Source organism: Streptococcus hyovaginalis DSM 12219 (genome assembly GCF_000420785.1).
In the GTDB taxonomy this organism is placed as follows: domain Bacteria; phylum Bacillota; class Bacilli; order Lactobacillales; family Streptococcaceae; genus Streptococcus; species Streptococcus hyovaginalis.
Map to the genome: position 1 here is coordinate 16,731 of NZ_ATVP01000004.1, position 15,005 is coordinate 31,735.

A 15,005-nucleotide genomic window follows, 5' to 3' on the forward strand; every position below is an offset into this window, starting at 1 on the left:
TCTCCTTTAATCTTCTATCATAGATAGGTCTTTAGCTGTTCCGATATAAGCGCATAGGCCTTTTGGCTAAGGTGTAAGCCATCTGTCGTGTTATCGTCGGCTAGATCACCATCCTCATCAAGTAAAAGGGGGTATAGATCAATAAACACCGCATGAGGCAACTGTTTTAATCGGTGATTTAAAGAGCTAATCAACCGATTATTGCGAAGTTTGACCTTCTCTTGATAGACTGCTTTCTCACTAACCGGTAAAACAGACAAGAGGTAAACAGTTGTAGAAGGAGATTCCCTTTTCAAGGAACTCAATATTTCCTCGATATTGCTAACGATATGATCCTCACCATAGTCAAGGCCAATATCATTAGTTCCAATCAAGAGAAACAACTTCTCCGGCTCAATCGCCAAAACCTGATCATGCAAATGATGTTTTAGCCAGTTAGTATCTGTTCCTGCAATACCGCGATTTATCAAGAGCTTTTCTCTGCCCAAGTATTTTTTAAAAGGAAAAAATTCAATAATTGAATCACCAGCAAATACAATACCTTGTTTTAAGTCACCTTGATTAGCAGCAATACAGCTCCTTAATTTATCCTGCTGATACTGAGCTAACTCCGGGCTAATCACTTCTTTCATAACATCTTCTTTCTATAAACTAATCTATTACAATTTATTATACACTTTTTTGAGGAGCTACGTCATCTTATTATGTCAAAGATTCCCCAAGGGTCTTTATTTATCTGTAAACTTTGTGTTACAATAACCATATGCGAATCCAACAATTACAATATATTATTAAAATCGTAGAAACTGGCTCTATGAATGAAGCCGCCAAACAACTCTACATTACACAACCCAGTTTATCTAATGCCGTTAGAGATTTGGAACATGAAATGGGCATTACCATTTTCATTCGAAATCCCAAGGGCATTACCTTAACAAAAGATGGGGTTGAGTTTTTGTCGTATGCTAGACAAGTAATTGAACAAACAGATCTCCTCGAAGAACGTTACAAGAATCCTACGGCTCAACGTGAGTTATTTAGCGTTTCTTCACAACACTATGCTTTTGTTGTTAATGCTTTTGTCTCTCTCCTTAGTAAAACAGATATGACACAGTATGAGTTGTTCTTGCGTGAAACACGGACCTACGAAATTATCGATGATGTGAAAAATTTTCGCTCTGAAATCGGTGTCCTCTTTCTAAATGGTTACAACCGGGATGTCTTAACAAAAATGTTCGATGATAACCATCTGGTCGCAACTAGTCTCTTCACAGCCAAACCTCATATTTTTGTTAGCAAAAAAAATCCATTGGCGCAAAAGTCTAGCATCAAACTTGAAGATTTAGAGCCTTTCCCTTATCTCAGTTATGATCAAGGTGTCCATAATTCTTTCTACTTTTCTGAGGAAATCATGGCACAGGTTCCAAGACCAAAATCTATCGTAGTATCCGACCGGGCAACACTTTTTAATTTAATGATCGGTTTAGATGGTTATACGATCGCTACAGGGATTCTAAATAGCAATCTTAATGGTGATAATATCGTATCCATTCCACTAGAGTTTGATGATGTGATTGATATCGTCTACCTAAAGCATGAAAAAGCTAATTTATCAAAAATGGGAGAAAAATTTATTGACTATCTCCTTGAAGAAGTCCAATTTAACTAATCCCCCTCAACTCTTTGCAAAGACACTTCTATTTTACTAATAGACAAAAAAGACAAACTCAAACTAAATCGGTTTGTCTTTTTTAATGCTCACTATCGGCCGATCGTCAACAATCACTGTATTTCTAAAGGCTAATTAGAAGCAAAAGCGCCTATACCCCTAACTATCAACCTATGACAAGTCCATAAATGATAGTCTAATATTAGCCTTTTTGGAGTTCTTCAAGAATCAGCTGATTCATCTGATCAAAATAGAAATTGTCACGGTCATAGGCAATATCACAATAAATGGCTAAATCGATAATTTTTTCTAAAAATACCGATGATGAAAAACCAGTTGTTCTATACAATTCCTCCTCGTCAAAGGGCTGAATTAAATGCGCCAAGGGGTTACGAACTGATTTTTCAAATTCGCGCAAGTCTTTAACCGTCTGCTTGATTTTGGAATCAAGCTTGGTCAGTTGGATGAGCTCCGACAAGCTACTAGATGTCACCTTACCATCGCGCTTTTCAGCAACATAGGCTTGAATGGTTGCATTTTCAGAGGCATGCATCTTGTGGAATTTCCAGGTATCGTATTGGGATGACTTGGAGTTGTTGATGTAGCTATCTAGCTCAGGGATCTCATCTTCTAGTAGTTTTAAGAATAAGCGGTACAAAATAGGACTAACAGCACGTACAAAATCAATAATCTTGCCATTTCGCAGCTTAGCTTCTAAGTCCAAAATGTAATTGGCCAACAATTCTTTCTCATAAGGATTGCTGACCAAGTTACGCTTAAAATGAGCTTCACAAGCCCGTCGGTCAGCCTCTTTTTCAAATAGAAAAGCAACATTAAGCTCTCGGCGTTCGTTCAAACTCTGTAATAAGAAGGAAAGAGGCTGGCTAACCTTTTGGTCCAAAACCTTAGACAAATGATGGTAAGCGTAAAGGTTTAACAAGACCGAAATTTTATCGATATCAATAGCCATATTAGTCTGCAATCAGTGTTTCGAGACCCACCTTCATCATATCTGTGAAGGTATTTTGACGTTCTTCTGCTGTTGTGTCTTCCTCTGGATTGACCAAACTATCTGAAATGGTCATGATAGCTAAAGTATCAACACCATGCTGGGCTCCCAGATAGTAAAGAGCTGCTGCTTCCATTTCGATAGCCTTAACACCAAGCTCACCTAACTTCATGTTGCGCTCTGGCATGTTTGAGTAAAAAACATCAGAAGACAAAACATTACCGACATGCGTGGTCAAGCCGAGATCTTTAGCGATATGGTAGGCTTTATCGAGCAATTGGAAATTCGCAATTTGTGGGAAGTCATACTCTGGGAAATCGTTGCGAATGATATTAGAGTTAGTCGCTGCCGCTTGAGCAAGGACCAGTTCACGAACATGAACATTCGGATCAATAGAACCAGCTGTCCCAACTCGAATCAGCTTTTTAACACCATAATCAACGATTAGTTCACGTGCATAGATGGAAATCGATGGCATCCCCATACCTGTTCCCATAACGGAAACGCGTTCCCCCTTGTAAGTTCCAGTGTAGCCGAACATATTGCGGACTTCGTTAAAGCACACAGCGTCTTCAAGGAAGTTTTCCGCAATAAATTTAGCACGTAAGGGGTCTCCTGGAAGGAGAATTTTATCAGTAATTTCGCCAGATTTGGCGGAGATGTGGATTGACATAACTTGAGATATAAAGGTCGAAAAGAAAGCGAAATAAAAATAGGAAGCTGTCAAGTAAATCCTGATTTGTTTGACAGCTTATCTTTTTTACAAGCTTCCCGACCGTATTCAGTTCAATGAATACAATCTAACCTTTCCTTTCTGTTTTTTTTTAGATGTAAGCCAGAGCCTGATTTCAATGATCGTGAAACTCTGAACCTTTTTCTTGTTTGAATTCTTTCCTGTTTTCCTCTAATCTGCTAGTTTTCTTCTCTTGGTCATAAAATATTATCATGGTTAATCCATTACCAAGAAAAACTACACTAAATAATTTTTGAGATGTGAGTAAAAAGACAAGTACAGTTACAAAAGATATAAAAGACGCTATCAGATAACAATGCTCAGTCTTAATATTTTTCATTTTACAGGTCTTACAACTCAGTCAAAATCGCTTTTACCAAACCTTTAAAGTCTTCCTTGATGTGTGTTGTCACTTCAACCACTTCGTCATGATTCAGTTCTGATTGGAAACCGGCAGCATAGTTAGTGATGGCTGAGATTCCCAAGACCTTCATACCAGAATGAGCTGCAACAATAACTTCTGGAACTGTTGACATGCCAACAGCATGAGCTCCCATAGTTTTGAAGGCACGAATTTCTGCTGGTGTTTCGTAAGTTGGTCCCGTTACACCGATATAGATACCCTCTTCAAGGGGAATAGCTTGGTCTTTAGCAACGCGGTGAGCTACGTCTCGATATGCTTTTGTATAGGCATCAGACATGTCAGGGAAGCGCGGGCCAAACTCTTCTAGGTTTTCACCAATAAGAGGGTTGGTTCCTGTCATATTAATATGATCATTAATCACCATTAAAGTGCCTGGTCCATAACCGATACCACCAGCTGCATTAGTTACTAAAACTCCCTGACAACCCAAGGCTTTCATGACACGAACTGGAAAGGTAACAACTTCCATCGGATTACCTTCATAGAAGTGAAAACGTCCCTGAAGTGCTAATACTTTACGGCCAGATAAGTCACCAAAGACTAATCTCCCAGCATGACCAACTACCGTTGATTGTCCCCAGTTTGGGATATCAGCATAATCAACAACAACTGCATTTTCAATTTCTTCTGCCAATTCTCCTAGACCAGAACCTAAGATTAAACCAAATTCTGGTGACTGAACCCCTCTACTTTCTAGGAAAGATTGAGTAACCCTAATTTTTTCTAATAGTGACATATAATCTCCTTTTCATGATTTGGGATAGACAATTTCGCCATCCTCTTTAGTATATGGACTTGGTAAGCTAACAGGCAAAATATCTAGCACTGTCTCTGATGGACGACACAAGCGTACTCCTTTACTCGTTACCACAATAGGCCTATTAATTAAAATGGCATCCGCCATCATTGCATCAATAACTTTTTCATCTGATAAGTTCTGGTCTGATAAGCTATGCTTATCAAATTCAGGTACATTTGTTCTAAGCAACTCCCTGGCGCTGATATTCATCTTATCTAATAAATCAACAAGTTCAACTCGACTAGGAGGCGTCTTTAGATATTCGATAATCTGAGGCTCAATTCCTGCATGTCGAATCATAGCTAGAACATTACGAGATGTCCCACAAGCAGGGTTATGATAAATCGTTATTTCTTTCATTGGCTTACCTTTTTATTGCAATTCAGATAGGAATGATTGTCCAATCATGGCCTTATCCACACCGAAGTTTTCAGCAATCGTTGCCGAAATATCCGCAAAATACCCTTTTGGTATCACGCCACTACCTGTAAAGGATGGGCTGTAGGCCAAAAGTGGAATGTATTCACGCGTGTGGTCAGTACCAGCATAAGTAGGGTCATTCCCATGATCTGCTGTGATGAGAAGCAAGTCCTTGTCCCCCAAGAGGTCGGTGATTTCTGGCAAGCGGGCATCAAATTCTTCCAAACAATCACGGTAACCATGGGCGTTGCGACGATGACCATAAAGGGCATCAAAATCTACCAGGTTGGTAAAGGAAAAACCCTTGGTAAATTCAGGATCTTTCAAGGTTTTAAGAAGGGTATCTACCCCGTGATTATTGGACTTGTTATGCCCTTGATCGTGGGTAATGCCTGAGCCATTGAAGATATCGTTGATTTTTCCAATGCCATAAGTTGAGATCCCAGCATCAGCCAACTTATTAAGCACAGTCGGCTCAAATGGCGAAACGGCATAGTCATGACGGTTGGCTGTACGGGTAAAGTTACCAGGTTCTCCAACATAAGGACGAGCGATGATACGACCTAATAAAGCTGGGCGTTCCAAAGTAATGGAACGGGCGTACTCACAAATGCGATAGAGTTCCTCAAGCGGAATAACTTCCTCATGAGCTGCAATCTGAAGCACAGGGTCTGCGGAGGTGTAGATGATAAGTTCGCCTGTCTCCATTTGGCGAGGACCAAAATCATCAATGACAGCCGTTCCAGAGTAAGGCTTGTTTGCCTCGCGGATGACCTTGCGACCTGAAAATTCTTCGATTTTTGTTAAGATTTCTTCCGGAAAACCATTCCAGAAAGTATCAAAAGGCTCCGTAATGTTAAGCCCCATGATTTCCCAGTGACCGGTCATAGTATCTTTACCAAGTGATACTTCTTCCAATTTTGTCGCATAGCCAGTCGGATTTTCTTCGGCTGGTACCGTTTTTAGCGGTGTCTCACGTGGAATGTTGCCAAGCCCCATTTTAGCCATATTAGGCACATTAAGGCCAACAGTTTTAGAAATATGACCCAGGGTATCAGAAGCCCCATCAGGAACTCCTGCATTAACAAAATCATTAGCATCTGGAGCGGCACCAATACCAACAGAATCTAGCACCACTAAGTGAATACGATCAAAAGTAGACATATTTTTCCTATCTAAGGGTGGTTACGGTTAGCACCCTAATACCTCTATAACCTAAAGGTTATAAAATAATTGATTACTTTACTTAAATCTTTATTAGGCCTCTAAGACCTTAACACCATCTTGACCAGCCACAATGACTTTATTAACCATGCCATTAAAGAGGCCATGCTCAACAACTCCAACCATGGCTTTTAATTCTTTGCCTAAGGCAATCGGGTCATCAATCTTCCCAAGATCAAGATCAATGATATAGTTTTTCATGTCTGTCACAAAGCGCTTACCATCTTGTTCACGATATGAGGGCTTGTAGCCTTTTTTTTCAAAATGACGAAAAAGTCGATCAGCACCATATTGAACCACTTCAACTGGTAATTTAAAGGCACCAAGTTGATCAACCAACTTCGAATCATCAACCACCCAAATATATTCCTGGGTAGGGGTTGCGACAATCTTTTCCATCAGAAGGGCACCGCCACCACCCTTGATGCCATTAAAGTTTGGATCTACCTCATCAGAGCCATCAACAGTGATATCAATCACATCAATATCATCTACTGATTTTAAAGAGATTCCTAAACTCTCAGCTTGCTTTGTGGTTTGACTGGAGGTCGTCACACCAATGATAGATAGTCCTTCTTCATTGACCCGACGCCCTAATTCTTCAACGAAATAATAGGCTGTTGACCCGGTTCCTAAACCGACTACCATCCCATCGGTGACATATTCAGCAGCCTTAACACCCGCCAATTTTTTCAATGCTTCCATGAAAAACTCCTTATCGAATTATTACTTCTTCATTATAGCATGAAAGCGAATCCTTGTTAATGTATTAGGTACTACTTTTAATCTTGTTCTTTATAGAGAACGGTGCTATAATAGGTAAGCATTGATTTTTAGGAGACCATTCATGAACAACAATGATGACATTATTCAGCTTATCACTGAACGTAAAGAGGAACTAGGCTTATCCCTAAGCGAGCTCTCACGACAAGTAGGAATGGCAAAGTCAGCTGTTTCTTGCTATTTAAACAAAACGCGAGAATTTCCTCTTAACCGCATCCCACAATTTTCACGCGCCTTAGACTTAAGACCTGAAACATTACTCGGTATACCGAAACCGTTAGATCATCACTTATTTCAACAGCTCAATCATAAACGACAAGAGCAAGTTATCGCCTTTCTTAATGAACAGTTCTTACAACAGGAGGCAGAAAAACAAGAAGCTACAGATCAGCTCTATCCTGTACAAACAGTGACACAGTTGGCTGCAGGGCTAGGTTACGCCTTTAATGATTATGATTTTGAAACCGTTCATGTCCCTTCAGAACCTCCTCGGTATGACCTCGCTTCCCTTGTTAATGGCGATTCGATGTACCCTACCTATCGTAACGGAGATGTCGTCTATCTGGTTGATAGAGGGTTCACCACTTATAACGGAGAGGTCTGTGCAGTCGCCATTAATGATCGCACTTATTTAAAACAAGTCTATTTAGAAAAAGAACAACTTCGCTTAGTATCTATCAACCCTGATTATAAAGATATTATTATCCCCTTTCCTCCTGAAGAGGATACCCACATTAAGATTTATCACGTCGTTGGAAAAGACACAACAGTCGCGATTTGAATCACTTCATAATGATTAAACCACGAAAGGATCACATGGAATTAATTTATGAAACTTTTACTACTGTTGCAGGAACTCAATATCGTAAGAAGAATTTCGAAAAAGCAATGGGGATGTTTATAGCTGACGCCACTTCTGACGTTAGATTAGTAAGAGAACCAGAAAACGAACACGATCATCTAGCCATAAAAGTCTATATATTCGATATTTTCATTGGCTACATTCCTAAAAAGGGTAATGGACCATTACGCAAGCTAATTCGGAATGAGGAACTTTTTATTTCTTGCAAGGCTGAACCTAGTTATGATGAATATAAAGATGAAGATAAATGTATTCTTTTTATAAAGGTATTCAAAAGATAATAGAAAGGTAATAAAATGGGATTGTTTAATTTTGGAAAACCAAAAGATAAAATTTTGAAGAAATACTATTCTGATTATCCTGAGAAACCATATATTAGCGAAGGTCGTGATATTAAAAGTTGGGAACAGCTTATTGCATTTGATCCTAAAAAGTTGGTTAGTAAAGACAAAATGCAACGAAACTCTGACGGCCTGTTGCCTGGACATATTTACCAAATCTATTGGATAGATAAATATAAACCGAACAAACAATTTCCTGTTTACTTCGAGTATGAATTTGGAATTGATTTTGAAGCGAAGAAAAAATTTCTAGAGCAGAGCGGTTATATATTTGGCGACAATGCAACGGATAAGGGAAAATACGTGCTTGAGAAATATCACGATATCATTGAAACAAAAAATAACCAAAATAAATTACCAAAGTTAAATTTACAGAAAGAGCTTGCTGCTTTTGATAAAGAGCAAAAGAAATTAGCTGAATTAGGGATCGAATCTAATGAAAATCGCAACGGTAGGAAAGGATTTGTTATTCAAAACAACGCCATTGTAGATTATACGAATAAAGACTTTGATTCTGCTAAAAAAGGCTTCTTGATGGCAATGAATAAATGTGATTTCTACACCCCTGGAGGTGTGGACTACCTCGCGAAAATTTACCGAAAAGAAAAAGATTATCAAGCTGAAATCGAGTTAATTGAAAGAGCTCTTAAGAAATTTAACTCTGAGCCTGAAACGAATTGGAGCAAATCTAAAATTGCTAAGTTAGAAAAACGGTTAATCAAAGCAAAAGAACTTAGAAACAAATAAAAAATCCCCACACTCTCACCGACCAAAGCTGAGTGCAGGGTATCCGTACAATAAAGAAAGGCATTAAATGGCCCTCTTTATTGTACCCATTTTATCAAAAAATGAAGGGGTAAGCAATGGCATATTTTAGGAAGCGAGCCAACGGCTGGGAATATCGTATCAGCTACAAAGACAATATTGGTAAGTACCGTCAAAAGTCTAAAGGTGGCTTTAGAACAAAGTCCGAGGCTACTCATGCTGCAAACCAAGCTGAATTGGAAATAGTTGAGGGTATAACTGCTGATAAAGAAGTAACATTAGCAGACTACTTTAAATCTTGGTATACAATCCATCGTGCACCCTCTATTACCGCTGGCACAATCAAGCATTACGAAACCGCAACAACAGCCATTGCAAAATATTTTGATCAAATCAAATTAATAGACATAACACCATCGAGCTATCAAGCAACTTTGAACGAGATGGGTAGACATTACCGAAAATCAACCCTGCGACTAATCCATGCGAAGATAAAAGCATGTGCTAAGTACGCTGTCATGGATAGACTGATAAAAGTAAATTTTGCTGAACTTGCTAAAGTCAATTCTGAGATTGAACCTAAAACACTTGATAAAAAGTTTTTAACGCAAACAGAATACCTTGACTTAATTGCGTTTACAAAAGCCAATCCATACGAACACCGACAATTACAAATCTACCTTTTGGCAGTTACAGGGATGCGTGTCGGTGAATCACTTGGTCTAACCTGGGATGATATAGATTTCGACAATCATCAGCTAACCATCAATAAAACATGGGATATCTATGCTAAAAATGGTTTTTCACCAACAAAAAATCAACAATCTATCAGGACAGTACCGCTAGATAATGATACAATAACTTTATTAAAAGAATACAAAAGCGAAAAATGGATAGAAAATAAGTTTAACCGTTTATTCTCGGAAAATACCCATTCCTACCTCAATAAGCGTTTAAAAGTCATTGTTGGGCGTTCTGTACATGTCCATTCCTTGCGTCATACATACGTTAGTTATTTGCTGACAAATGGCATCGAGGTGCTGACTATCTCAAAATTGATAGGACACAAAGATCCAACAATCACTTTAAACACTTACTCACATTTACTTAAAGAAAAAGAGATTTTAGACTACGACAAAATAAAAACACTCTTTTAAAAAAATTTGGGGCATATTTGGGGCAAGATCCATTAAATAAGCGATATGAAAGGAACTCTATGATTACTAAAGAATTTGATACCATTACCGCTATCTCAACCCCACTAGGAGAGGGCGCTATTGGTATCGTCCGGTTGTCCGGGAGTCAAGCTATCTCAATTGCTCAGAAAGTCTTTAAAGGAAAAAATTTACAAGATGTTGAAAGCCACACCATCAATTATGGGCATATCATCGAAAATGATACGATCATAGATGAAGTTATGGTGAGTGTCATGCGTGAACCGCGCACTTTTACGCGCGAGGATGTTGTCGAGATTAATACCCATGGCGGTGTTGCCGTAACAAATGAGATTTTGCAACTTTTGATTCGCTCAGGAGCACGTATGGCGGAGCCTGGAGAGTTTACCAAGCGCGCTTTTCTTAATGGCCGTGTCGACCTAACTCAGGCCGAAGCTGTCATGGATTTGATTCGGGCGAAAACAGATAAGGCGATGGCCGTTGCTGTCCAACAGCTTGATGGTTCTTTAAAGACCCTTATTACTAATACCCGTCAAGAAATCCTGAACACATTGGCACAAGTTGAGGTAAATATTGATTATCCTGAATACGACGATGTCGAAGAAATGACCACTGCTCTCATGCGTGAAAAAACACAGGAATTCCAGAAACTCTTGGAACATCTTTTACGTACAGCCAAGCGAGGTAAAATATTACGAGAGGGCTTATCAACAGCCATTATCGGAAGACCCAACGTTGGAAAATCAAGTCTTCTAAACAATTTATTGAGAGAAGAAAAGGCCATTGTCACAGACATCGAAGGAACAACCCGTGATGTTATCGAAGAATATGTCAATATTAAAGGGGTTCCACTGAAATTGATCGACACCGCCGGCATCCGTGAAACCGATGATATTGTTGAACGGATAGGTGTCGAACGCTCCAAAAAAGCGCTTAATGAAGCTGACTTAGTTCTACTCGTTCTGAATGCTTCTGAGCCACTTACGCAACAAGACCAGACCCTACTAAACATCAGCGCGAATAGTAATCGTATTATCTTACTTAACAAAACCGATCTCGACGAAAAAATTGAGCGTGATCAACTTCCAGATGACCTTATTGCTATCTCTGTTTTAGAAAATCAAAATATTGATAAAATTGAAGATCGCATTAACCAACTCTTCTTCGAAAATGCGGGGAGCATTGAAAAAGATGCTACCTATTTATCAAATGCACGGCACATTTCGTTAATTGAACAAGCCGTTGAGAGTTTAAAAGCAGTGAACGAGGGATTGGAAATGGGCATGCCAGTTGACTTATTGCAAGTTGATATGACACGCACCTGGGAAATTTTGGGTGAAATAACTGGGGATGCTGCCCCTGATGAATTGATTACACAATTATTCAGCCAGTTCTGCTTAGGTAAGTAGAACGAGACCACAGCTGGAATGTCAATTCATTGAGGTTGAGATTAACACTGGTCTCTCACTATGAGACTTAGACTTCTTCTCGCTATACAACTCTGGGACTGTTTCACTTCTCATTTTGTGAGTTCTACATTGTAGAAGATAAAAGGCTCCTAATTCAGAATGCCTTTGCTATTTAGGTACATGGAGATGATAAGACTAAAAAGCCAATCTTGCAAAATGCTGCAAGATTGGCTTTTTATTATGTAACTTTTAATCCGTCTCACTTTGCAAGATGCGAAACAAATAGTCGTTGGGGAGGCAATCTAACCTCTCGATTTTTGACTCGCAAAACACATTAACGCAGTTGTTGATTTGCTGAAGAGGTTCAGTGAACCGTTTCAAGTTGGAGATAAGAAGAGTGATGCAATCCGCTACTCTTTGCGTCTTAGGTCACCAACAAGAGATAAAAACTTGTAGATAAACTCTTTTTCAACCTTTTGCGCTCTTGCCCAATCCCAGGGTTATGTCACTAAACGCTTATTATTCCACAGCTGAACCAGTCAATTTAGCTGCTTCAGAAATGTAGTTTTTATAAGTGTCTTCTTTTTCCATCTTAGCAATAACTTTGTTGATGGTTTTCTGCAAATCTTTGCTGGCATCACCTTTAGGCATTGCTACTGCCTTAGCATCACCTTCACCTGTTTTAAGAGCTGTTCCTGCCAAAGCAAGGTCTGCATTTTGAGCGATATAACCTTCTGCTACTGGTTTCTCAAGGTCAACTGCATCAACAACACCTGATTTCAATTCATTAATAGCTTCTCCCATAACAGTCAAAGAAACAATTTGAGAATCTTTCAATTGCTCTTTTGCAAGACTCTCTTCAATAGTGCCTTTTAAAACAGCTACTTTTTTACCAGAAAAATCCGCCACTGACGAAAAATTAGCTTGATCATCTTTACGAACTAAAATAGCATTTTCAGTCGTGTAATAAGGATCAGAGAAGGCGTAAGCTTTTTCACGTTCGCTTGTCACTGAAAGACCTGAAATGGCAATATCTGCCTTCCCTGTCTTGAGACTGGCTAAAACATTATCAAAACTCATGGTTGAGATTTCAAGATCAACCCCTAATTCATCTGCAATATCTTGAGCTAAGTCAATATCTGCTCCTACAACCTTGTCTTTGCCATCTACCAAGGCTTTAAATTCAAAAGGCGCATAATCCGGACTAACAGCAACAACTAGCTTACCTTCTTTTTTGATATCTTCCTGAAGGTTGCTAGTCTCTGAAGAGCCACAAGCAGCTAAAGCAAAGCTAGATACCAATAAAGTTGCTCCAGCAATTAATTTTTTAATGGTCATATTCGATATCCTCTTTTTTAATACGTTTGATATTAATATTATACGATATTTATAAATAAAGTCAACAAAAATGTATTTTTATTCATTCTTGTGCAGAAATTGGGATAACCGCCTTAGACCTTCTTCTAAAACTACTGTTTCTGTGCAATATCCCAATCTGACAAAACCTTCTCGATCGAATCGATTTCCAGGCACCAATAAGACTCCAGTTTCTTCTAAGAGCTCTTTGCAAAAAGTTTCGATGTCTTGAGTTACTTGCAACCGCACAAAACTTGTTGAAACCTTAGGTGGTAAAATAGCTTCTGCTAAAGGTTCGCGATACAACCATTCTGATAATAAGGCAAAATTCGTATCAAGCAATTTCTGGTTTCTTTTTAGAATAAAAGTTTTATTTTCCAGAGCATATGTGGCAAGATAATCATCAAAAACGCCTGCGGAAATCATCGTATAATCACGATAATCACGTAGACAATCAATCAAGTCCGCATGTGCTGCTACCCATCCAACACGTATACCTGGTAGTGAAAAACTTTTCGATAAACTGTTGACTGAAATGCCTTTGTCATACAAGTCAACGATTGCAGGAATCTCAACCTGCTCATCGAAAGAACGATACACCTCATCAACTAAAATATAAGCTCCTACAGCTTCCGCCAATTTAACCACATCTTTCAAAAATGCCTCTGACATCACTGCGCCAAAAGGGTTGTTGGCATTGTTTAAACAAATCATTTTGGTCTTTGGGGTGATAAGCTTTTCCAAATCAGAAATATCTGGTAGCCATCTCAGTTCTTCTTTCACTTGCCAAAAATCAACTGTTGCTCCAAGGGACTGTGGAATATCATAAAGTTGTTGGTAAGTGGGATAGAGCGAGATGACATGGTCACCAGGGTTAATCAAGGCATAAAGCGCTAGCAAATTAGCACCAGTTGCGCCATTGGTTTGCAGTACCTGTTCACTTGATACAGTTTGATACAAATCAGCTACAGCCTCTTTGAATTTTGGAGAGCCTTCGATCCATCCATAATCTAACCTTACCTTAGTAAAATCCGCTAAGAATTCTTCTAAGGAATCACCAGTTAAGTCAAATAATTCCTTTAAGTTGAGAGCCGAAATAGATACTCCTGCAATGTCATATATAGCCTGTGTCTCATAAGTATTCAACCATTCTTCAACACCAAAACGAGGTAACTTCACCTGCTAATCTCCTACTCTTTCACTGATAAATCATAAGCTTCTTGGACAAAGGTATTGATTTTATCCTCTTCTTTCAAGGATTTTATAACATCGTTAACTTTTTTAGTCAATTTCTTACTACCCTTTGGCATAGCAACAGCATAAGCATCCGCATCCTCTGAAGGGAGCTCGACTGAAGAAACAGCTAAGTTTGCGTTCTTTTCAAGATAACCTTTTGCAATTGCTTCTTCCAAAACAAGGGCACCTGCTTTGCCATTAGCTACTTCGGAAACCATTTCGCCGACTTTCGTTAATGGGGTAATATTAGCATCTGTTAGATTATCTTTGGCAATTGTCTCTTGGATACTGCCTTTTTGTACCACAACGGATTGGCTCGCGAAGTCATCTACAGTATCCAAAGCTTGAAGCTTGTCTTTCTGTATTATTATAACATTCTTTGATTCATAATAGCTATCGGAAAAATCATAAGATTTTTGACGCTCTTTAGTTGCTGAAATGCCTGAGATTGCCAAATCTGCTTTTCCAGATTTTAGGCTAGCCAAGACATTGTCAAAACTCATGGCAGAGAATTCAACGTCAACCCCTAATTCATCTCCAATAGCCTTCGCCAATTCAACGTCAGCTCCGACAATGGTATCTTTACCATCAATCAGGGTCTTAAACTCAAATGGCGCAAATTCAGGGCTCATAGCGACTACCATTTTACCCTTATCTTGAATTTTTGCTAAATTATCTGTATTTTTATCCGACGAACAAGCTGCTAAACTAAAACCTGCCAAAGCGACTGTTGCTAATGTTACGATCTTTTTCATATCAAACTCCTATATGCATAATATTTATGTTTTATATATCATATT

The 15,005-nt window shown here is 38.9% G+C and carries 17 protein-coding genes; 6 read left to right on the plus strand and 11 right to left on the minus strand.

All coding sequences use genetic code 11. The annotated features are described in order from the left end of the window. Window positions 1–17 precede the first annotated feature (17 nt). Window positions 18–632: an SGNH/GDSL hydrolase family protein gene (locus G574_RS0103400; protein ID WP_029690956.1), complete on the minus strand. Its 615-nt coding sequence runs from the start codon at window positions 630–632 to the stop codon at window positions 18–20. Window positions 633–763: 131 nt separating this feature from the next. On the opposite strand from G574_RS0103400, the gene G574_RS0103405 reads away from it, so the two are divergent. Further along, the gene (locus G574_RS0103405; RefSeq protein WP_029690957.1) at window positions 764–1,669 is read left to right on the plus strand and encodes a LysR family transcriptional regulator; all 906 of its coding nucleotides are present in this window, start codon (window positions 764–766) and stop codon (window positions 1,667–1,669) included. Window positions 1,670–1,871: 202 nt separating this feature from the next. Here G574_RS0103405 and G574_RS0103410 read toward each other — a convergent pair whose 3' ends face one another. The 7 genes from G574_RS0103410 to rpiA form a co-directional block, all read right to left on the minus strand. Next, on the minus strand, window positions 1,872–2,639 hold the full coding sequence (locus tag G574_RS0103410) for a hypothetical protein (RefSeq protein WP_029690958.1): 768 nt from the start codon (window positions 2,637–2,639) through the stop codon (window positions 1,872–1,874). A 1-nt stretch (window position 2,640) separates the two neighbouring features. Continuing rightward, window positions 2,641–3,351 (minus strand): purine-nucleoside phosphorylase, encoded by a 711-nt coding sequence (gene deoD, locus G574_RS0103415; protein WP_029690959.1) that lies wholly within the window; start codon window positions 3,349–3,351, stop codon window positions 2,641–2,643. Window positions 3,352–3,526: 175 nt separating this feature from the next. After that, complete coding sequence (locus G574_RS0103420) at window positions 3,527–3,751, minus strand: hypothetical protein (RefSeq protein ID WP_029690960.1); 225 nt, start codon at window positions 3,749–3,751, stop codon at window positions 3,527–3,529. A 10-nt stretch (window positions 3,752–3,761) separates the two neighbouring features. Continuing rightward, window positions 3,762–4,571, minus strand: a complete 810-nt coding sequence (locus G574_RS0103425; RefSeq protein ID WP_029690961.1) for a purine-nucleoside phosphorylase — start codon at window positions 4,569–4,571, stop codon at window positions 3,762–3,764. Window positions 4,572–4,583: 12 nt separating this feature from the next. Then, complete coding sequence (gene arsC / locus G574_RS0103430) at window positions 4,584–4,994, minus strand: arsenate reductase (glutaredoxin) (protein WP_029690962.1); 411 nt, start codon at window positions 4,992–4,994, stop codon at window positions 4,584–4,586. 12 nt (window positions 4,995–5,006) lie between these two features. Further along, complete coding sequence (locus G574_RS0103435) at window positions 5,007–6,218, minus strand: phosphopentomutase (RefSeq protein WP_029690963.1); 1,212 nt, start codon at window positions 6,216–6,218, stop codon at window positions 5,007–5,009. Window positions 6,219–6,311: 93 nt separating this feature from the next. Beyond that, on the minus strand, window positions 6,312–6,983 hold the full coding sequence (rpiA, locus tag G574_RS0103440) for a ribose-5-phosphate isomerase RpiA (RefSeq protein ID WP_029690964.1): 672 nt from the start codon (window positions 6,981–6,983) through the stop codon (window positions 6,312–6,314). 142 nt (window positions 6,984–7,125) lie between these two features. Between rpiA and G574_RS0103445 the strand changes: the two genes are divergently transcribed. The 5 genes from G574_RS0103445 (at window position 7,126) to mnmE (ending at window position 11,613) form a co-directional block, all read left to right on the plus strand. After that, window positions 7,126–7,842: an XRE family transcriptional regulator gene (locus G574_RS0103445; protein WP_029690965.1), complete on the plus strand. Its 717-nt coding sequence runs from the start codon at window positions 7,126–7,128 to the stop codon at window positions 7,840–7,842. 35 nt (window positions 7,843–7,877) lie between these two features. After that, window positions 7,878–8,204, plus strand: coding sequence for an HIRAN domain-containing protein (locus tag G574_RS0103450; protein ID WP_029690966.1), 327 nt, complete (start codon window positions 7,878–7,880; stop codon window positions 8,202–8,204). A gap of 15 nt (window positions 8,205–8,219) precedes the next feature. Beyond that, entirely contained in the window at window positions 8,220–9,011 is a 792-nt protein-coding gene (locus tag G574_RS11075) for a hypothetical protein (RefSeq protein WP_051130522.1), read from the plus strand. 116 nt (window positions 9,012–9,127) lie between these two features. Next, window positions 9,128–10,186, plus strand: coding sequence for a site-specific integrase (locus G574_RS0103460; protein WP_029690968.1), 1,059 nt, complete (start codon window positions 9,128–9,130; stop codon window positions 10,184–10,186). A gap of 59 nt (window positions 10,187–10,245) precedes the next feature. Continuing rightward, on the plus strand, window positions 10,246–11,613 hold the full coding sequence (gene mnmE / locus G574_RS0103465) for a tRNA uridine-5-carboxymethylaminomethyl(34) synthesis GTPase MnmE (protein WP_029690969.1): 1,368 nt from the start codon (window positions 10,246–10,248) through the stop codon (window positions 11,611–11,613). Between the two features lie 519 nt (window positions 11,614–12,132). Here mnmE and G574_RS0103470 read toward each other — a convergent pair. The 3 genes from G574_RS0103470 to G574_RS0103480 form a co-directional block, all read right to left on the minus strand. After that, entirely contained in the window at window positions 12,133–12,951 is an 819-nt protein-coding gene (locus tag G574_RS0103470; RefSeq protein ID WP_029690970.1) for a transporter substrate-binding domain-containing protein, read from the minus strand. A 78-nt stretch (window positions 12,952–13,029) separates the two neighbouring features. Further along, entirely contained in the window at window positions 13,030–14,148 is a 1,119-nt protein-coding gene (locus G574_RS0103475) for an aminotransferase (RefSeq protein ID WP_029690971.1), read from the minus strand. Window positions 14,149–14,159: 11 nt separating this feature from the next. Further along, complete coding sequence (locus tag G574_RS0103480; protein WP_029690972.1) at window positions 14,160–14,960, minus strand: transporter substrate-binding domain-containing protein; 801 nt, start codon at window positions 14,958–14,960, stop codon at window positions 14,160–14,162. Between the last annotated feature and the right edge of the window lie 45 nt (window positions 14,961–15,005).